The organism is Lewinella sp., assembly GCF_050633125.1.
Taxonomy (GTDB): domain Bacteria; phylum Bacteroidota; class Bacteroidia; order Chitinophagales; family Saprospiraceae; genus Lewinella.
In genome coordinates, this window is record NZ_JBOEFX010000008.1 from 129,466 (window position 1) to 148,590 (window position 19,125).

At 45.8% G+C, this 19,125-nt stretch carries 16 protein-coding genes; 13 read left to right on the top strand and 3 right to left on the bottom strand.

What is annotated here, in order from left to right; all coding sequences use genetic code 11:
- Positions 1-7 precede the first annotated feature (7 nt).
- From ACRBG0_RS01840 to kduI, 4 genes are all read left to right on the top strand, one after another.
- Positions 8-502: a TRAP transporter small permease gene (locus ACRBG0_RS01840; RefSeq protein ID WP_431485226.1), complete on the top strand. Its 495-nt coding sequence runs from the start codon at positions 8-10 to the stop codon at positions 500-502.
- 3 nt (positions 503-505) lie between these two features.
- A complete protein-coding gene (locus tag ACRBG0_RS01845) occupies positions 506-1,810 on the top strand; it encodes a TRAP transporter large permease (RefSeq protein WP_431485227.1) in 1,305 nt (434 codons plus the stop codon).
- Positions 1,811-1,834: 24 nt separating this feature from the next.
- Positions 1,835-2,599, top strand: a complete 765-nt coding sequence (locus ACRBG0_RS01850) for an SDR family NAD(P)-dependent oxidoreductase (protein WP_431485254.1) — start codon at positions 1,835-1,837, stop codon at positions 2,597-2,599.
- A 258-nt stretch (positions 2,600-2,857) separates the two neighbouring features.
- A complete protein-coding gene (gene kduI / locus ACRBG0_RS01855) occupies positions 2,858-3,697 on the top strand; it encodes a 5-dehydro-4-deoxy-D-glucuronate isomerase (RefSeq protein ID WP_431485228.1) in 840 nt (279 codons plus the stop codon).
- 336 nt (positions 3,698-4,033) lie between these two features.
- On the opposite strand, the gene ACRBG0_RS01860 is transcribed toward kduI, so the two are convergent.
- Positions 4,034-6,652, bottom strand: a complete 2,619-nt coding sequence (locus ACRBG0_RS01860) for an ABC transporter permease (RefSeq protein ID WP_431485229.1) — start codon at positions 6,650-6,652, stop codon at positions 4,034-4,036.
- Between the two features lie 12 nt (positions 6,653-6,664).
- Positions 6,665-7,000 carry a PadR family transcriptional regulator gene (locus ACRBG0_RS01865; RefSeq protein WP_431485230.1) on the bottom strand — a complete coding sequence of 112 codons (336 nt, stop codon included), beginning with the start codon at positions 6,998-7,000 and terminating at the stop codon, positions 6,665-6,667.
- Positions 7,001-7,387: 387 nt separating this feature from the next.
- Between ACRBG0_RS01865 and ACRBG0_RS01870 the strand changes: the two genes are divergently transcribed.
- The 3 genes from ACRBG0_RS01870 to ACRBG0_RS01880 all read left to right on the top strand — a co-directional run bounded on the left by ACRBG0_RS01870 (position 7,388) and on the right by ACRBG0_RS01880 (position 10,355).
- Positions 7,388-8,239, top strand: coding sequence for an SIR2 family NAD-dependent protein deacylase (locus ACRBG0_RS01870; RefSeq protein ID WP_431485231.1), 852 nt, complete (start codon positions 7,388-7,390; stop codon positions 8,237-8,239).
- Positions 8,240-8,368: 129 nt separating this feature from the next.
- Positions 8,369-9,175: a hypothetical protein gene (locus ACRBG0_RS01875; RefSeq protein WP_431485232.1), complete on the top strand. Its 807-nt coding sequence runs from the start codon at positions 8,369-8,371 to the stop codon at positions 9,173-9,175.
- Between the two features lie 163 nt (positions 9,176-9,338).
- Positions 9,339-10,355 carry a serpin family protein gene (locus ACRBG0_RS01880; protein WP_431485233.1) on the top strand — a complete coding sequence of 339 codons (1,017 nt, stop codon included), beginning with the start codon at positions 9,339-9,341 and terminating at the stop codon, positions 10,353-10,355.
- A gap of 38 nt (positions 10,356-10,393) precedes the next feature.
- Here the strand turns inward: ACRBG0_RS01880 and ACRBG0_RS01885 are convergent, their stop codons facing one another.
- The gene (locus tag ACRBG0_RS01885; protein WP_431485234.1) at positions 10,394-12,259 is read right to left on the bottom strand and encodes a gliding motility-associated C-terminal domain-containing protein; all 1,866 of its coding nucleotides are present in this window, start codon (positions 12,257-12,259) and stop codon (positions 10,394-10,396) included.
- A gap of 454 nt (positions 12,260-12,713) precedes the next feature.
- Here ACRBG0_RS01885 and ACRBG0_RS01890 point away from each other — a divergent pair, with 454 nt between their 5' ends.
- The 6 genes from ACRBG0_RS01890 to ACRBG0_RS01915 all read left to right on the top strand — a co-directional run bounded on the left by ACRBG0_RS01890 (position 12,714) and on the right by ACRBG0_RS01915 (position 19,119).
- Positions 12,714-14,477, top strand: a complete 1,764-nt coding sequence (locus ACRBG0_RS01890; RefSeq protein WP_431485235.1) for an ABC transporter ATP-binding protein — start codon at positions 12,714-12,716, stop codon at positions 14,475-14,477.
- Positions 14,478-14,598: 121 nt separating this feature from the next.
- Positions 14,599-15,285, top strand: coding sequence for a hypothetical protein (locus ACRBG0_RS01895; RefSeq protein WP_431485236.1), 687 nt, complete (start codon positions 14,599-14,601; stop codon positions 15,283-15,285).
- A gap of 137 nt (positions 15,286-15,422) precedes the next feature.
- A complete protein-coding gene (locus tag ACRBG0_RS01900; RefSeq protein ID WP_431485237.1) occupies positions 15,423-16,241 on the top strand; it encodes a hypothetical protein in 819 nt (272 codons plus the stop codon).
- Positions 16,242-16,343: 102 nt separating this feature from the next.
- Positions 16,344-17,132 carry an outer membrane beta-barrel protein gene (locus tag ACRBG0_RS01905; RefSeq protein ID WP_431485238.1) on the top strand — a complete coding sequence of 263 codons (789 nt, stop codon included), beginning with the start codon at positions 16,344-16,346 and terminating at the stop codon, positions 17,130-17,132.
- 65 nt (positions 17,133-17,197) lie between these two features.
- A complete protein-coding gene (locus ACRBG0_RS01910; RefSeq protein WP_431485239.1) occupies positions 17,198-17,995 on the top strand; it encodes a porin family protein in 798 nt (265 codons plus the stop codon).
- 134 nt (positions 17,996-18,129) lie between these two features.
- A complete protein-coding gene (locus ACRBG0_RS01915) occupies positions 18,130-19,119 on the top strand; it encodes an NAD(P)-dependent alcohol dehydrogenase (protein ID WP_431485240.1) in 990 nt (329 codons plus the stop codon).
- Positions 19,120-19,125: the final 6 nt, after the last annotated feature.

Genomic DNA, 19,125 nt, shown 5'->3' on the forward strand with positions numbered 1-19,125 from the left:
CAGAGGTATGATGAAAATATACGACAGTATAAATGGGTTTATCGAAAAGCTACTAGTGGTCATTTTTGCGCTGCTGGTACTAGATGTACTCTGGCAGGTGTTTGGCCGCTATGTTCTCAATCAGTCGTTTTCCTTTACGGAAGAATTTGCCCGCTTTGCCCTCATCTGGCTGGCGGTCTTGGGAGCAGCTTACCTGAACGGGCAGCGAGAGCATTTGGCGATGGATTTCTTGCTCAATAAGCTTTCCAAAGAACGCCAGCAGGAACGACTACAAGTTATTGAAGCCCTCATGCTGGTCTTTGCACTGGTGGTGATGGTAGTAGGGGGTGGCAATCTGGTCTACACGACTTTACGCTTGGGCCAAACCTCGGCAGCGATGCATATTCCCTTGGGGTACGTGTATGCCATTGTGCCCGTTAGCGGCTTGCTGATTATGTTTTTTTCGATCTGCAATATTTCTCACTACCGCCAGAAAAAGGCTTCGTATTGCGCAAAAAAATAAATCATGTCTATTGAACTTATAAGTATACTGCTCCTTTTTCTGAGCTTCTTTTGGTTGCTGGGCTATGGAGTGCCGGTCGCCTATAGTATAGGTATTTCCACGACGCTGACTATTTTGCTCAACATCGCTGTTGTGCCAGGTATCACTACGGTAGCTCAACGAATGACGACCGGTATTGATAGTTTCGCTTTGTTGGCGATTCCTTTTTTCGTTCTTGCGGGCGAGCTCATGAACCAAGGTGGTGTTGCCAACCGGCTTGTGAATTTCGCCAAATCGCTGATGGGGAGCCTCCCAGGCGGGCTGGCTTACGTCAATACGCTGGCGGCGATGTTATTTGGCGCTATTTCGGGTTCCGCAGTAGCGGCGGCCTCCGCCATTGGTAGTGTAATGACCGACCGGATGGAGGAAGAAGGCTACCCACGCCCCTTCAGTGCGGCGCTCAATATTACGGCTTCGACCACGGGGCTGTTGATCCCTCCGAGCAATGTCCTAATCGTATATGCATTGGCGAGCGGAGGAGCGGCATCAGTAGCGGCGCTGTTTATTGCGGGGTACATTCCCGGCATTTTGGTGGGGCTGGCCTTGATGATCGTTGCTGCGGTGGTCGCCCGGAAACGAAAATTCCCGAAAGGAGAAAGGGTGAAACTCAGTAAAGTCTGGCAAGATTTCCGACGAGCATTTTTCAGTCTGCTAATGTTGGTGATCATTGTTGGAGGAATTGTGCAAGGTGTTTTTACTGCTACGGAAGCTGCCGCAGTAGCCGTGTTTTATGCCCTTGTTTTAGGATTTAGCTACAAGACGATTCGCTTTGCCGATTTATCGGGTATCCTGCTCAATAGTGCCAAAACGACGGCAATTGTTATGTTCCTGATTTGTACATCAATGGCTATGTCGTGGTTGTTCTCTTTTGAGAGTATTCCTCAGTTGATGACAGGCTTTTTGTTGGATACTGTCAGTAGCCCCATCCTGATTTTTTTACTCATCAACCTGACCTTGTTGATCGTAGGGACTTTTATGGATATGACGCCAGCAGTGCTGATTTTTACCCCCATTTTCCTTCCTGTTGTAACCCAATTGGGAATGGACCCTGTACACTTCGGTATCATTATGGTGCTGAATCTCTGTATTGGTTTATGTACGCCACCTGTGGGGACAATTCTATTTGTCGGAGCGGGTGTTGCTAAAATATCGGTGTCGAAAGTGATCAAACCATTGATGCCTTTTTTGTTAGCTATGATTTTGATGCTGATGGTCGTAACCTTTTTCGAGGGACTTTCCTTGTGGTTGCCGAGCCTCTTTAACTTATAACCTCAATCAAAAATATATATGAGCATCCTCAACGCATTTGACCTTAGCGGGAAGACTGCCCTCGTGACGGGTTGTAAACGCGGTATTGGCAAAGCTATGGCAATAGCTTTGGCCGAAGCAGGTGCCGATGTGATCGGTGTATCTGCAACATTAGCACTGCAAGGCAGTGAGATCGAAAAAGAGGTGACGGCTTTAGGCCGAAAATTTAAAGCTTATCAAGCTGATTTTTCCAACAGAGAAGCCCTATATGCTTTTATTAAAAAAGTAAAAACAGAGGAAGCACCGGTGGATATTTTGGTTAATAATGCCGGGACAATAATGCGTGCTCCTGCGGCTGAGCATTCTGATGACTTTTGGGACAATGTTTTAGATGTGAACCTCAATGCACCATTTATTCTGGCCCGAGAATTTGGCCGTGATATGTTACAGCGAGGACACGGAAAAATAATCTTTACCGCTTCTTTATTAACCTTCCAAGGTGGTATTACAGTCCCTGGTTACGCAGCTAGTAAAGGAGCCATAGGTAGCTTAGTCAAAGCCCTTTCTAATGAATGGGCAGGGCGTGGTGTTTGTGTAAATGCCATTGCGCCAGGCTACATCGCAACCGATAATACCCAGGCACTACGTGAAAACCCTGAGCGAAACGACGCTATCCTGGCACGGATTCCAAGCAATCGCTGGGGTACGCCTGCCGATTTTAAAGGCCCAACTGTATTTCTGGCTTCTTCAGCCGCTGATTATGTCAGCGGAGAAGTGCTGGTGGTCGATGGTGGCTGGATGGGGAGGTAGTGGGATCCCGTAAGAAACGTTAGAAACTATAGGGTAGGCCACTGATCTAACGAACCTGACTGATTTACACGGTTTTTAAATCTGTTTAAATCCTGTTTGATCCGTTAAATCTGTGTTCTATCCTGTTTTAAAGGAGTTTTCTGTTATTCTGTGGACGCTCCAAAATCGTCACGGCTGTAGCTTGACAGATTGTACACCCAGGGTATACAGGGACCTTGATAGCCCAGATTTGATTAATTACGAACTAAAAACTCAATTATGAAAACGATAGAACAACGTTACGAGGCCAGTCCTCGAGAAGTAGAAAGAATGAACACACAGGAATTGCGCAACGATTTTTTGGTGCAAAACCTGTTTGTGGCAGGAGAGCTGAATTTCGTGTACAGCCACTATGATCGTATGGTAATGGGAGGCGCAACGCCAAGGGCTACTGCTATTGAGTTGCCTAATTATGAGACGCTAAAAAGCGAGTTTTTCCTGCAGCGTCGTGAGCTTGGGGTCATCAATATCGGTGATTCAGGTAGCATCACTGCAGATGGAGAAACGTACAAGCTCGACAAGCTGAGTTGCCTTTATCTCGGCAAGGGTACTAAAGAAGTAAGTTTCCAATCGGCAACAGCGGATAGCCCAGCGCAGTTTTTCCTTTTCTCTGCACCAGCGCATCAGTCGTTTCCTAATAAGATGTTTACGAAAGAAGATGCTGCACCTGTAACCCTGGGAGCTACGGAAACAGCCAATCGGCGGACCATCTACAAATACATTCACGATGCAGGAATCAACAGTTGCCAAGTTGTAATGGGACTTACTGTCTTGCAAGACGGAAGTGTATGGAACACCATGCCTGCACATACTCACGACCGCCGCAGCGAGGTGTATCTATATTTTGATGTGCCCGAAAATCAAGGGATCATGCACTTTATGGGCCGCCCTTCGGAGACGCGCCACTTGTGGGTGAACAACCAGGAAGCCATCATCTCGCCGCCGTGGTCAATCCATGCTGGTTCAGGTACGGCCAGTTACTCCTTTATTTGGGCGATGGCCGGTGAGAACAAAGACTTTACTGATATGGACTTCCTTGAGCTGAAGGACATCCGGTAAGGCTATGCGTGCGAGGTGCGGCGTGCGGGAGTGCGATATATGGGGAGAGCCCCCCGTGAGTACCAGCGTTGGATTGGTTGCAACTTTTCCCAAAGAATCACCATCAAAATGTGTCCCGCTGGAGGGACCGATCCACAGGATCGAGCCTGCCTGCCCAGCGGCACGGTAGGTAGGGGGAGGATAAGCCTTGCGACTAGGGCTCTCCTCCCCCGTCACTGTGTGACACACCCTCCAAAGGGGATATGGAAATCCCTTTGATTTGGTGTAAAACTAAGCGTATTCAGTACTAATCTGACGCTGCGTAGGCGCCAGCGAACACTTTCACGAGAAACAAACTCACTCTGTTTTTATCGATTCCACAGGATTGGCCAGTGCTGCCTTTAAGGTTTGCAAACTAATGGTAATAAACGCTATCGCGATAGCAATAGCTCCTACTAGCGCAAACACCCAAAGCGGGACCTTGGTATGATAGGCAAAGCCTTGGAGCCATTGCTGCATCCCCCACCAGGAAAGTGGGATAGCAATGAGTGCCGACCAAGCAACAAGCCGCAGAAAATCACCCGAAATTAATCCTATGATATCTGTGACAGCAGCCCCCAATACTTTGCGAATGCCGATCTCTTTGGTACGTTGAAAAACAGTATGGGTGACCAAGCCAAATAGCCCAATACAGGCAATAAACAGCGCTAGAAAAGTGAAGACTTTGAAGGCCTCACCAAATCGCTGTTCGGCACGGTGGAGCTGATTGAAGGAATCATCCATGTACCGCAGGTCAAAAGGCACCTGTGGGATGATCTTTGCCAGTGTTTGCTGAATGTGAGCCATCGTTTCTTCTGGGGTGTCGGAGTTTATTTTCATGGCAATATTACCAGCGTAGTAGCTGCTGGTCCGTGTTTGGAAAGTGATAAACATGGGCTCAATTGCCAAGTTGAAAGGCTGAAAGTGGAAATCCTTGACTACACCGATAACTTTGCCATCACGGAAGGATTTTCCGGCAGCCTTGGCCCACCCCATCGTTTTTAGGGCAGTCTCATTGAGAATGTAAGTAGCCGCTGTGTCTGAAGGGAAATCCGGCGAAAAATTGCGGCCTTCGACTAGCTCCATCTCCAGAAGTGGTATAAAGTTTTCATCGGAACGAAAACGATAAATGGGAAGTTCTTGCTGATTGGCGTTGCCTTCCCACTCCGTTACAATACCTTGGTTATTGGTGTTGAGTGGGAGCACGTTGGTAAATGCGACCTGCTCTATGTGCGGGTCCTTCATGAGCTCTTCTTTAATCGTTGTGGTTTTGTCAAATAACTCCTGGTTGCGATAAGGCACGTAGACGACTTGGTCACGATTGTAGCCGAGTTGTTTGTTTTGGATGTATTGCAGTTGTTGGTAAATAACAATACTGCCGGTTGCCAAAACAATAGCGGCCGTAAACTGGCCAATGATAAGCGCATTGCGCAATAGCCCCGATTGTTTTTGATTACCGAACCATCTTCCTTGTAGTGCTTTCACTGGCGTAGCCGCCGATGATATAATCGCCGGATAGAAGCCCGAAAGTCCGCCCATAAGAAGTGCCAGGAGTAAAAGGGTGCCTAAGATCATTTTGTTGCCACTAAGCAGAAATGGCATTTCCAGGTCTAGCAAGCGGTTGAAAGCTGGTAGCAACAATCTGGCCAAGCCTACACCGAGTAGTAAGCTAATTCCGGTCACCAGCATGGATTCCGTCATGAACTGTTGGATCAGTTGCCTCCTTTTTGCACCTAATACCTTGCGGACGCCAACTTCCCTTGTGCGTTGCTGGAAACGAGCTACCGAGAGGTTCATGTAATTGATCAGCGCCAGGAAGAGAATGATAAAAGCAATAGTTGCCGACAAGTACAGGTAGCGAATGTCACTCTTGCTACCTTCTCCAAAATTTGCTTTAGAGTGCAAATAAATATCGGTGAGCGGTTCGAAAAAATAGCTCACAGAGAAAGGGAATTCTGCATAAGCAGCTTTGACTTTATCGTCGAAAACGGACATCTTTTTTTCCAGTTGCTGGTAGTCGGCACCCTTTTGCAACAGGACATACGATTCATAATTGTTGCTTTCCCAACGTTGCGCCTTGGTATCTTCCACGTATTCTCCGTAGTTGTCAATGGAAGCTACAAAGTCAAATTTGAAGTGCTGGTTACCAGGGAGGTCTTCCATGACCGCTTTTACGGTAAGGAAGCGGCCGCTACTCAGGTTCATCGTTTTGCCGATGGGGGAGGCGTTGCCGAAGTATTTTTTTGCCAATGCTTCGGTAAGGATGATCGCATCCTTGTCGGCTAGGGCAGCCTTCGTATCTCCTTCGATGATTGGGTAGGTGAAAACCTCAAAAAGTGATTGAGTGGTGTACAAGCCTTGTTCGTAAAAGACCTGATCTTCTCGCCCAAAAAGTGTGGGCAATACCGTGAAGGTTACTGTTTTTTCTACCTCCGGAAACTCAGCCTCCAGGGCGGGGCCAATGGTCGCAGGGGCTACTGCAAACTGGTCTGTACCACGAAAAGTATTGCCTTTCTGGGTCTGTGCAATTCGGTAAATACGATCAGCATGTTCGTGTTGCCGATCATAGCTGTATTCATATTGAACATAGAGCGCCAACAGTAAGAAACACGTAAGCCCCAGTGTCATGCCCGTAATGTTGATCAACGAATACCCTTTTTGCTTGAAGAGGTTGCGCCAAGCAATTTTGAAATTAGTACGAAACATAAAGAAGGGATTTAGGGAAGTGAGCAAATCCTCGCGCAAGGCAAATGGGCGGAGGTAATTGATGACCTGAAACCAGTAATGGAAATTGGCTTGTCGTTGAGAGCTGTTTTCCATGCGGGCAAAATACCTTTCCTCTAGGTCACCGGCAACCTCTTCCCGGAGGTCAGGTTTGAGAAACCACAGCAGAAATTTCGTGGCAATCCTAGGTGGCTGAAAGTTGTTTTGTTCCATGGAAATAAGGGACTAGAAATTGAGACTTAAGGAAAATCCGGGATACTGGTCCCAGAGCGATAGACGTAGATCTCGTGCTTTTTTGAGAGCAGCTTCTCCTGTAGCTGTGATTTCGTAGATGCGTTTGCGGCGGCCACCACGTTGGGCGGTAGGTTCTCCCATTTTTGATTTCAAGAAGCCTTTGTCGCCCATCCTGCTGAGGGTAGCGTGTACAGAACCGATAGAGGCCGACCGTTTGGTCTGTGCCTCAAATTCATCGGCAATTTTTAATGCATAAGCATCATCGCCCAGGATGCCCACCAGGAGTAGAATCACTTCTTCAAATTCGCCGAGTCTGGTTTCTTTCATGCCAGTTTAATTGTTATATCTTACTTTATTGTAGAACAAATATATGCGGAAAATTTTATTTAATCTACAATTAAGAAAGAAATGAAGCCTTTTTCCTTGCCGCTTATTTTCTCGAGCTTAATATCGAAGTAGGAAAAGGAGTGGCAGCTCCTGTCTTTATTCTAGCAATTGCAGCCTTTGGGAGTTCAAAGTTGGCTGGGTTTTATCAGTGATAATGATTATAATTGGAACAACAATTACGTTGAAGGTTAGGAATAATCAGAATAAACATATTTTCACCCGGCGACAATAATTCACAAGTAAACGCATAGTTTTTTTTGCGTTTATAGAACAGGAACTATTCTTTAGTTAAATCATGTAGTTATGCTAAATTAAAAGCCATGTTAGATGCTTGACCAGAGAACGAAAGGATTTTTGGAGGATGCGCTGAAAGGAGATAGATTGATTACTTTTTTAGTAGGAGCTGGTCTTTCGGCTGATAGCGGGATACCTACTTTTAGGGGTAAGGAAGGTTTTTGGACAATCGGTTCAAAAAATGCTACGCCTCAATCAATGGGGACAAAGAAGATGTTTGATGTTAATGCAGACGAGGTCTGGCGCTGGTTTTTGTATCGAATCAGCATTTGTGAGCAAGCAAAACCAAACTTGGGACATATAGCGCTATCTTCTATTGAGAAACGACTAGGGGCTAGGTTTGCCTTGATTTCCCAAAATGTAGACGGTTTGCATTTTAGGCCCGAAAGCCTGGTCAATAATCTGTACTTGATTCATGGTGATCTCAGGTATATGCGTTGTGCTGATGAGTGCTCAAAAGCATTGTATCCAATCCCTCTCTTTTTTAGAGAGCAGATCAGAAGTCGAGAAACACCGCTGACATTTGAGGAGAAGCAAAAACTGATTTGCCCCAAATGCGGAGAAATGACCCGACCTCATGTACTTTGGTTCGATGAGTATTACAATGAAAAATACTATCATTTAGAGACAACACTCAGGGTAGCAAAATCAACAGGGTTGTTGGTTGTTATTGGTACATCTGGAGCTACAAATTTACCTCAACAATTGGTCGCAAAAACACTGTCTCGAAATGGGGTAGTTGTTGATGTAAACCCTGAAACGAATATCATTTCTGACAAATTGAGAGGGCTTGCTCATGGTCATCATTTACGGGGTAAAAGCTCTGAGGTTCTTCTTGCTATTGACGGGTACCTTAGAGAGAGAGGAAGTGAATTAAAGACTTAAACAAGAAAAAACCTCCTTCAAGGTAAGATTCCGTATTTTTCAGTGATGGTAAGGAAATGAAGGTCTAAAAGAAAAAATGCATCTCCTTAAGTGCCCTTGGTGGTTCAAAAAAAACGAAACCCTCACAAAATGTTCACTAAACTAAGCCATTGGCTAAAACGACTAACCGATACTTTCCCCCTAGAGCGCAGTCTGCCAGATAAAGTTCGGGAGTTATTGAAGCAGGCAAAGTTGGAAGCGGCTTTGCAAATGCTCATGGATGCGGGGTATACCGATGCTATTGCCCTCAATTTGAAAAGGGAGGAAGCATTGGATCAGTACGAGAGAAAGTTGATCGATGACGAAGACTTTAGGATTGCCAATAGTCGGATTACTCACGCTTCGCTGAGAATTTTAAGAGATGACGAGGCGGCGAACTCAAATATGCCAGCAATAAACGAACTAGAGGACACTAGCGAAAGCCTCCCTGTGCATTTCACTGAAGATCAATGCCAACAGATACGAACACTCCTTCTCCAAAAAGATTATGCCACCGCAATAAAATTGGCGGGGAATTGGAGCCAAGATGGGAAATTGCTTTATCAAGGCTACCAGAAGACTAAGCGCGACTTAATGATCGGGCTTATTCGTCAGGAAGATCACCTGCGGATCATCGGGCAGATCATCAAGGAAATCACGGTTTTAGCATCTCCCGATACGGCACGCGGCCCTCTTACGGTCGAACAGCAATTACAACTTCGTCAGTTGATGAAAGACGGGGAGTGGTCAGCATTACTTGCTCTTGGCGGAAAATGGAATGAACATTTTCTACTGTTGTCTATCCAGTATAATCAAGTTGAAAATTCTTTCTCAAATGGTTTGATGTTGAAATTGAGTTACGAAAAATTCATTGGAGATATTCAGCAGGAAGCGAGAAGGTTTTTGGATGAAAAATAAAACTTGTCATTGAGTATGCTACAAATTAGTGGCATTCCGATAGGTAAACCGCTGAAAAGGTTCTTCGTCCTTCAGGGCGAATGTTGCACCCGCCATAAATGACGGGGAACCAATAAATAAACCACGAATTTGTAATTAACACACCTGACCTATCTTAAATAAAATGAACAATAACTTCCTCTGGAAAGCCCTCCCTACCGCCTTAAAATCCGCGCTGGAAAACGGCGAAAACGGCGTGGTGAGCCTCTATTCCTATACGACCATTTTGCGAATGATGGCCTTGGACAACCCCGGTTTTTCGGACATCCTGGTTAATGAAGGCGTACCTCTGACAGAACCTCCCGCGCACGACCAATTACTGTCGGTTAATTCCTGCTGGCTACAGCAAGGGGAGGTGGTGCCTACGGCGGCAACACTGGCAGGTTTGCAAGCCATGGGTGTACAACCCGTAGAAGTTGATTTTCGGGAAGGTACCGCTGCTGCACGAGCCATCAATGCGGCCACTGATGAAGGTACCCAGGGGCGGATTCCTGAGATGAAGCCAGAAGAAGCCTTGGCAGGAGAGCTGCGCGAAGCCATTGCGCTTTATCTGAACACCTTGTGCTATACAGGTGCCTGGGAAACGGCCTTTGATCCCGAGCGAACGAGCCGCCATGATTTTTATACACCACAGGGTACCGTGACGGCGGAATTCATGGTTTCCAAAGAAAAATTCAATACCGTCAATGGTTACGAAGACCTTTGCTCGGCTACTGTCGCCAATTGTATGCAAGATGGCGAAACCCTGTTTTGCGCTATGATGCCTCACGGGCACATTTCGATGCTTCAACTGTTGGAACGACTCGCCCAGAGCGGGATAGCCAGCTGGGGAAGCGCCGAGTTTGAACTTCATTTACCCAAGTTTATCGCCTCGGGAGAAACAGATATGTCAACCCTGTTTCCTGCGCTTGTGCCAGCTTCTATGCCTGGCCTAGGCTGGTATGGAACTCCGGTAAGGATAATGCAAAAAGCTAGCTTGAAGATTGATGAAAATGGCGTAGAAGCCGCTGCTGCCACCATGGCCATATTTTCGAGGACTATTCCTCGAAGGGTGGTTTTCGATCGGCCTTTTCTGGTATTAATCCTCAATGCGCAGGATGATCCGATCTTTGCGGCGGTGGTGAATAACCCGGTGGGGTGAAAGAAATCTTGGTGCCTTTGGTGGTTAAAAACGAGAGCTTACCGTACCAAGACCACATCTCCACTAAATTCCCGAACAACACCATCGAGGAAAACAACCTCAATCGCGTAGACGTAGACCCCTTGGTCAACAATTTTGCCTTTTACGCGACCGTCCCAGCCTTGGCCAGGAACACCGGGGAACAAGTCTGTCGCTTCGTACATCGGCTGGCCCCAGCGGTTGAATACCCGAAAGGAGCGGATGCTTGTTATCCGGTTGGCATTACCGTAAACGGTGAAATAATCATTCACGCCATCCAGGTTGGGACTAAAGGCATTGGGGATATATAGGTCATAATTTGGGGTGACGGATATAAAAACGGAGTCGGTCACCGCACAGCCGTTAGCGTCCTCTGTCGTCAGGTAGACGGTCTGGCTCTGCGTAGGTTGCCAGCTGATCTCTGGGCAGTTGGGGTCTGTGGTGCAAGGCAAGAGGTTGTTGGCATTATCGGTAGCCCACGAATATTGGCTAACAGAGAAGTTGGTGTTGGCCGCAAGGCTTACCTGCTCACCCAGTTCGATGTCGAGGTTTGGCCCCAATTCGAGGGTGATTGCCGCTGGGGAAGTCAGGGTAATATTGGTGTCGAGCTGGCAACCATAGCGGTCGGTAATCAGTAGGTTGTAAATACTGTCACCGGGGACATCCGCCAGGATATTAGACATGGTGCCGCTTTGCGTCCAGAGAAAACTGTAGGGCGGGTAGCCATTGAGGACGTCCGTGACTTCAATTTGGCCGTTTTCTGTATTAAAACAATCGGGAACACTGGCCAAATAAACAGGAAGAATATTAGGTTGTGGCAATACCGTCAAATTCGTGGAAATAATACTATCGCAGCCAAAGCTGTTGATTAGAGAATCCACAAAGTTGCCACTAGAGGTGTAAAGCGAATTGCCTACGGGATAAGTAAGTCCAGCACAGATAGTATCCATGATGGAAAATTCGGTGGGTAGCACGACCACTTCCTTGACATTGGAATTGATACGGCATTTTTCGTTTTGGAGGTTGACGATACCATCGGCAATCTGAAAGCGGTAATAGTAGATGCCTGAAGCGAGAATACTGTGCAGGTAGGTATCGTCGTTTGCACCGGCAATATCCACCCAGTCGGTAATACCATTAGGGCTAATTTGCCACTGCACGGCAGGATCATCATATAAGTTGCCGATAACGGTAGCAGATAGCGGTAGTGGCTGCCCATTGCTGCAAATATTAGCGGGTTCTTCCGGAAGAATGTAGGCTTCATCGCCGCAAGGGCGAAAACTGATATTGTCTAAAGCCAGGTCATTGCCGATTCCTCCAGGGGCATTGTTGCGTAAAGAGAGCCGTATGCTGGTCTGCCCGGGAGCAGTGGTAAAAGTGAAGCCATAGGTCTGCCAGCTATTGGTTTTGGGAATTTCTCCGGTGGTAAACTGTACCACATCATCGAGCAGAAAGCTCACATTGGGATCAATATGGTCTGGTACACCTATTTCAATGAGGTTGATAACATCTACCGAAAATTCGTAGAGGGTATTTCCACACAGCTCATTAATTTCACGGTCATAAAAGAGGCCAGGTTCAAAGCTGGCGTTGACGACCATCATGTAACCATTAGGATCCAAGCTGTTGTCTCCGATGCCTAGCCAGGTAGGATAGAGGTTGTTCCAAAGCCCAGTGTTACTAGTAATCGTGTATTGCCCATCGCTAGGTGGAGGGGTGTTGTTATAGAAATAATCAGGTGCAATATTGGGGTTGGAAAAGAGCACATTAGATGAGCCGGACCCAAAATCTCCTTCTGTAAAAATGTTATCTCCCAGATTGCCATCACAGGTTTGGGCATGGAGCAATCCAGAACAAAGTAAAAGTAGGGGCAAGATATATTTCATGAAGTAATGGGCTGGTTTTTTTTACAAAGTTAGTCGCTATTATTTCTGAATAGCATACCGTATTGTCTTTTTTTGGTCGGAACGGAATCTGATCAGTGGTTTTAAGCGCAAAATTGACGCTGGATTAGTAGCGCTTCCGAAGAACGGCCTTTGACTAAGACAGTCGCCGGTACTTTTGGGTTCGTGTGTGTGTGTGTATGCATGAATGTATTTATGCGAATAGCTTTTTATCAAAATGGCTGTTTCGGATAGCCGATTATTGTGTACACCTGTGTATGCATAAACGTATTTATACGAATAGCACTTTAAATCCGCACTTCACCCCAAAAAATACCTCCCGGCAATAAACTATCTTTGTGCAAATGTTATTCTTAATGCGTTGATATGGAACAGCATGAAAATACATAAGTATTTTTTTGTGCAATACTAACAGCCCGTTTTCCAACAAGCTCTTATGTCTAAAGACAAGAAAAAGTTTGATTTTTTCCTTTTCGGCCGAGTCATCGCGCTGGCTCGTCCTTACCGTCTGGTATTTGCTACTGCGGGGGCTTTGGCTGTTATTTTGGCCCCTTTGGGTATCGCTCGCCCTTATCTCATCCAGCAGATGGTGGATGACTATATTTTTGAAAATGACATTCCTGGCCTTACGAAAATTGCACTGCTGATTCTGGTTATCTTATTGGTCGAGTCGGTTTTGCGTTATGTGTTTATTTTTTCTACCAGTTGGCTGGGCCAATCGGTGATTCGGGATTTACGGGTACGGGTGTTTACCCACCTCACGAGTTTGCGTTTGAAGTATTTTGACCGCACGGCTATCGGTACCGCGACTACGCGAACCATCAATGATATCGAAACCATCAACACGGTATTCTCGCAAGGTATTATTACGATTATTGCCGATTTGCTTTCGCTGATAGCTGTTTTGGGGATCATGTTTTACACCAGCTGGAAACTTACCTTGATTTGTCTTATTACGATGCCTTTCTTGATGTTGGCGACTTATATTTTTAAAGAAAAGGTGAAGTTTTCTTTTCAAAGAGTACGGACGCAAATCCAGCGCATGAATGCATTCTTGCAAGAGCGCATTAGTGGGATGAAAATTGTTCAGGTCTTCAATGCTGAGCGTAATGAGATGGAGCGGTTTCGTACCATCAATAAAGAATATACCCAGGCCAATCTGGATGCGATTCTATACTATGCTATCTTTTTTCCGGTGGTAGATATCATTGCGGCAGCATCGCTCGGATTGATGGTATGGTGGGGCGCGCAGGATGTTATCCGCGCAGGTGGTGTTACGTTGGGCGCGCTGGTTGCTTTCCCTATTTATCTGAATATGCTATTCCGCCCCATTCGGATGCTGGCCGATAAGTTCAATACCTTGCAAATGGGCCTCGTAGCCGCAGAACGGGTATTCGACGTTATCGACACCAATGAGCAAATTGAAGACCAAGGCGATCTCAAGAAAGAAAAACTCGAAGGCAAGGTCGAATTCGACCAAGTATGGTTTGCTTATAACGATGAAGATTGGATACTCAAGGACCTAAGCTTTACCATCGAACCAGGCCAAACCATGGCCATTATTGGTAGTACGGGCTCTGGAAAGACGACCATTACGAATACCCTCAGCCGCTTTTACGAAATCCAAAAAGGAGCCATCCGCATCGATGGTGAAGAGCTGCCTTTGTACGACCTTGAATCTTTGCGCCAGCGCATTGCCATCGTCCTTCAGGATGTATTTTTATTTGGAGGCACAGTTCTGGAGAATATCACCTTACGCAACGAAAATATTTCCCGCGAGCAAGTAGTAGCTGCGGCCAAAATGATTGGTGCTCATCCCTTTATCGAAAAACTCCCCGGTGGCTACGATTACCAGGTTATGGAACGTGGTGCCACCCTGGCGATGGGCCAGCGGCAACTCATCAGCTTTGTGCGTGCCCTAGTCTTTGACCCTGATATTCTCATTCTCGATGAGGCTACTTCTAGTGTCGATCCAGAGACAGAGTCGGTTATCCAGTATGCTATCGAGACGCTCATCAAAAAACGGACGTCTATTATCATTGCTCACCGCCTCAGTACTATTCGCCATGCGGATAATATTCTCGTGTTGGAGAAAGGTGAAAAAGTAGAGTTCGGCCCCCACGATGAGTTGCTGAAAAATGAAGAGGGCCGTTACCGCGAACTGTACCAAATGCAGTTTTTGGAGGAGGTAGAGCGCTAAGTTCTCTGTACTTAGATTTGTACGTATAATTATTGGGTAAACACGATTACTCATTCGAGTATAGCTTTCGCTAAAAAGGCACTTCCTGATGGCTTCTAGCCGCTAACTTGTGGCAAAAAGCATGAGATTCCTCCTTTTGATAATTACCATTGTCGCACTATTTTGTCCCAGTGTAGCAAATACTGCTCCTCATCCCTATGCCTATTTTGAGGTAGCGGTTCATTTGGATGATGACGCCATAATAAGGGGTTACGTCATCTGCGAAAACTTCACAGAGGAGTACAGTGATGAAGATTTTACCAATTGGCTTATTAAGCAAAGTGATTATTCTGGGTATGACTCTTTAAGGGTTCGCCACCAGCAACACTTCTTTGAACACCCAGACGGCATTTCGGCAGCTATCCCTTATTGTGAATCCTATCAGGATATTCTATCTTCCTCGATTGTTATTGTCAAAAAAAAGAGAATGGTGCCTACTTGTTGGCAATCTGTATATGATAAGCTTTCTGCTGCAACCATCGACTTTTTGTCTACTTCTCCTGTCACCAAGGAAAGACTTGTAGTGGAAGGGCCAGCTGCTGCTATTAACTATTATATGGGTGATTTTCAACAGGACTATTGGCTGTTGTCTTACCACCAAGGGCAAGACCTAAACGTCATTCAAGAGGCTGTTAAGCAGGAATTGTACGAAAGTATTGTAGGGTGTGAAGCAGAAGAAATCGTTATCATTTGGGATTTGATATTTTGTCGCTATAGAAAGATTTTGTTGCTAAATGATATCATTTTTTTGAAGTTGGAAGGGTTTTAAGGAGCCTGTTTTTGCTATTGGTGATACCTATAACCGTTAAATTTTTCTCTTCGTAAAATGACATTAATGTTCTAGCTGTTAGCTTACAAACGGCACTAAAACAAATCACACTTTGTTTTCTGCGCAATACGGTTAGTATGAAAAACGCACGCTCTACATTTACATTTATTACCGTCTTCTTTTTAGGTAATATTATGTTATTTGCACAAGCACCTAATTTGACTTTTGGTGCCTACTCTATCATGGGGCTCAGTGGTGATATTCGCCAAGAGGCAACAACCCCCGTTGTTGATGGAAGGTTGACTGATTTTTCAGGTAAGGACGAGCTGCAAATCTCCTATGGAGGTGGCTTTTGGCTGGAGCACTCCCTTGATGCTCATTGGAAAATTCATGCAACAACGAGCTATCAACGGGTAAAGGTAATGGCCAATTCGATGTTTGTTACCGATGCACCTGATCTGTATTACTTTAGCGAAAGCCAATCTAGTTGGTCGAGTCATTATCTTCAATTATCGCTTAATGGAAGATATCATTTTGGAGAGGAACAGGCGAGCCAGCGCTGGTTTATCGGTGCTGGTGTGCAGGGGGTTTATGTTTACCGTCACGTTTATCAAAGAAGAAGTCGTTTTCGTTACGACCCTATGCTTGGTCCTGGCTTTGGCTTTTCTGGCGACTGGTCGGTATTTACGGAAAAAATCAACCCTCGTTCAAAATCTGATCTGGAAAAAAGTCCCTTGGGGGTCGCTGGCCGACTGGAGTTGGGCTTGCGGATTAATCGTTGGTCTTTAAGCTTGGTCAATACCGCTTTTTTTCAAAAACGTAGAGAAGGAGTTCCTGCCTATGAGAGGTACTTGGATTTTAGCGAACCAGACTCAAGTGGCGCTATAACGGTTTCAGGAACTCCGCTCCGCTATGTACGATCGGCTGCTTTGCATTTTGCTTATCAAATAAAATAGGAGCTGTAGGTAGCGACCTGAATCTTTTTCTAGGTTTCGGTTACCCAACCTTTTTTCTGTAGATTACGGTCTTACTGCGTAAGCAAAAGAAACGTATCTGCTATGAAAAGACCAATCCTTCTGTTCTTTTTGGTTGTATTGACCACAGCACTTTCGGCACAGCATCGTTGGGCTTTTGGCCTTGAATTAGAGGGAGGTTACAGCGGCCGCTCTGATCTCTATGAAGAAACATTTCCGGGCAGCAGTTTTGCTGGAGGCGATGCCTATAACCGGATTGAAGAGAAACGGTATCCTGGTGCTGGTTTAGGTGTTTGGGGATCATATTTGCTTACGCATCATTTGGAGTTTCAGTTAGGCCTGAACTACGGACAGTGGAGTACCCACGTAGAGTTTGAAAGCATTGATCATAATTTGCAAGGTGTTATAAGGAGCTTCAGTCACACCGATTATTATCAGCAACAAAGGCAAATGCGGATACCGTTATTAGCAAAATGGTATTTCGGTTCACCCAATCGTTCCACCCGGATTTTTCTCACAGGAGGGCTTCACTTTGTTCACTTGTTGCAACAGACTAATACGATTGACAACTTTGTCGACGCTGCGGGCTTGGATGAAACTTTTGAAGAGACCATTGCCGAAGAAGTAGACCTGAAATCCGACTGGTTGGGGGTAGACCCTTGGCAAACTTCCTTTGTAGCGGGCGCAGGCTTTGCCATAGATAGGGCCAGTTTTAGCATTGAACACACTTGGGGTGAAGACCGCAGCGCCAATTATCCTTATGGTTGCTTTGGTGGTGTTTTTGCCAATTGCGTTCGAATATTTGAAATAGAGCGTAACCGCGTCAAGAGACTAGAACAGACCAGTATCCATTTTCGCTATCGCTTATTTTAAAACCTACCCAACCCTTTTTTAGCTGGTTGTGGTCTTACGACATAAGCAAAAGAAATACACCAGTTATGAAAAAAATAATCCTACTCTCCGCTTTTGTTATAATGGTTATTGCACTCTCTGGGCAAAGCCGTTGGGCCTTTGGCCTTGATGTTGAAGCAGGCTATAGTGGCCAAGCCGATTTACAAGAGCAAACGTATTATGACGATACTTTTGGCGATTATTATTACAAAACCGAGGTTCGTCGGCAGCCGGGTTTTAGTGGAGGAGCCTGGGCGGAATTTCTCCTGAGTCATCGTTTTAGCCTTCGTTTAGGCGTGAATTACAGCCAGTGGCGAAATTTCTCTGAGTCGGAGAGTATTTCCTACAATACGGAGGATGTAATGATTTCCTACAACCGCGAGCGTTATTACCAAAAGCAAAGCCAGCTCCGTATTCCGCTCGAAACGCACTTCTATTTTGGTAAACCAGATAGTCGTACCCGTTTTTTCGTGAAGTCGGGCATCCAAGCTGGATATTTACTGTCTCAGAGCAATGTTGTGAATAGTTACTACGGCGCTGCCGGACAGCCAGATTCCTATGATTATTCCTACGGAGAAAAAGTCGATCTCAGTGCAGAATGGCTAGATGTGAAACGCTGGCAAGCCTCCTTTATCGGCGGCCTCGGAGTCACCATAGATCGCGCTACCCTGAGCCTCCAAAAGTCGTGGGGTTTGAATAAGAAAGACGATTACTACTATGGGGGCTATCCCTATGGTGGTTGTTGCGGATTTGGCTTCTGCGATTGTTATTTGCCTTATTATGGCCCTTCTGGTGTTAGGCAGTCGCAACAGACTACACTGCGGTTCGCTTACACAATATGGTAACACTTGTTTGATGAAATTTGCTGTTTGATATATAGCACAATCCCAAAACGTTCGGATTTGCAAATCAGAACGATGCCCCTCCTTCCTGCCCCTAACTTTGTGTCATAGAAATTAGGAAACAAGAAATTTTCAAGATGAACACAAGGAAAATGAAAGCCATCGTCGCAACTAGTTATGGTGGACCAGAGGTATTGGAATTACAGGACGTAGCCATGCCAACCCCTAAAGCCAACGAAGTATTGGTACGTATTGATGCCTCGTCAGTAACCACAGCGGGTGCAATGATGCGTACTGGGATTCCTTATATTGGGCGATTGTTTATGGGCTTCAGTAAGCCTAAACATCCGGTGACGGGAACGGGCTTTGCTGGTGAAATCATTGATGCAGGCAAAGATGTTACCAAGTTTATTGTTGGAGAATTCGTCTTCGGAGAGTCGATTTTTGGATCAGGTACCAATGCCGAGTATTTGTGTATAGCCGAGGATGGTATTATCGCTACGCTTCCAGAGAACATAAGCACGGCAGCCGCAGCACCGATTTGTGATGGTGCCTTGACGTCCTTAAATTTACTGCGAGAAGTAGCCGGTATCCAATCAGGACAGAAGGTCTTGATCATTGGTGCTTCCGGAAGTTTAGGAACTGCCGCTGTGCAATTAGCCAAGCATCTCGGTGCTGAAGTTACCGGAGTTTGTAGTACGGCTAATCTGGAACTGGTGAAATCGCTGGGTGCTGATGAGGTTATTGATTACAAAACCACTGATTTTACGAAATCAGGAAAAGCCTATGACATTATTTATGATACCGTAGGTAAAAGCAGTTTTGGCAAAAGCAAAAGCTCGCTCACGCCTAATGGTACTTACCTTTCGCCAGTCCTTGGCCTGCCTTTACTTTTTCAAATGCTCAGAACATCACTGTTTGGAAAGAAAAAGGCTAAATTCGACGCTACTGGAATGAAACCCGTACCAGAGTTGAGAAAAATGTTGCTTGAGTTACGCGAAATTATTGCCGTCGGGAAGTTGAAGACGGTGATTGATAGGCAATATTCTTTGGCAGAAGTGCCTGATGCACACCGCTATATTGACAAAGGGCATAAGAAAGGGAACGTAGTGATTACGATGGGATAGTCTGGG

Bases quoted from the DNA above. Each gene is read 5' to 3' on its own strand.
- ACRBG0_RS01910 (WP_431485239.1), top strand. From the start codon at position 17,198: ATGAAAAAAATAATCCTACTCTCCGCTTTTGTTATAATGGTTATTGCA.
- ACRBG0_RS01890 (WP_431485235.1), top strand. From the start codon at position 12,714: ATGTCTAAAGACAAGAAAAAGTTTGATTTTTTCCTTTTCGGCCGAGTC.
- ACRBG0_RS01845 (WP_431485227.1), top strand. From the start codon at position 506: ATGTCTATTGAACTTATAAGTATACTGCTCCTTTTTCTGAGCTTCTTT.
- kduI (WP_431485228.1), top strand. From the start codon at position 2,858: ATGAAAACGATAGAACAACGTTACGAGGCCAGTCCTCGAGAAGTAGAA.
- ACRBG0_RS01915 (WP_431485240.1), top strand. From the start codon at position 18,130: ATGAACACAAGGAAAATGAAAGCCATCGTCGCAACTAGTTATGGTGGA.
- ACRBG0_RS01895 (WP_431485236.1), top strand. From the start codon at position 14,599: ATGAGATTCCTCCTTTTGATAATTACCATTGTCGCACTATTTTGTCCC.
- ACRBG0_RS01885 (WP_431485234.1), bottom strand. From the start codon at position 12,259: ATGAAATATATCTTGCCCCTACTTTTACTTTGTTCTGGATTGCTCCAT.
- ACRBG0_RS01900 (WP_431485237.1), top strand. From the start codon at position 15,423: ATGAAAAACGCACGCTCTACATTTACATTTATTACCGTCTTCTTTTTA.
- ACRBG0_RS01905 (WP_431485238.1), top strand. From the start codon at position 16,344: ATGAAAAGACCAATCCTTCTGTTCTTTTTGGTTGTATTGACCACAGCA.
- ACRBG0_RS01865 (WP_431485230.1), bottom strand. From the start codon at position 7,000: ATGAAAGAAACCAGACTCGGCGAATTTGAAGAAGTGATTCTACTCCTG.
- ACRBG0_RS01840 (WP_431485226.1), top strand. From the start codon at position 8: ATGATGAAAATATACGACAGTATAAATGGGTTTATCGAAAAGCTACTA.
- ACRBG0_RS01875 (WP_431485232.1), top strand. From the start codon at position 8,369: ATGTTCACTAAACTAAGCCATTGGCTAAAACGACTAACCGATACTTTC.
- ACRBG0_RS01860 (WP_431485229.1), bottom strand. From the start codon at position 6,652: ATGGAACAAAACAACTTTCAGCCACCTAGGATTGCCACGAAATTTCTG.
- ACRBG0_RS01870 (WP_431485231.1), top strand. From the start codon at position 7,388: ATGCTTGACCAGAGAACGAAAGGATTTTTGGAGGATGCGCTGAAAGGA.
- ACRBG0_RS01880 (WP_431485233.1), top strand. From the start codon at position 9,339: ATGAACAATAACTTCCTCTGGAAAGCCCTCCCTACCGCCTTAAAATCC.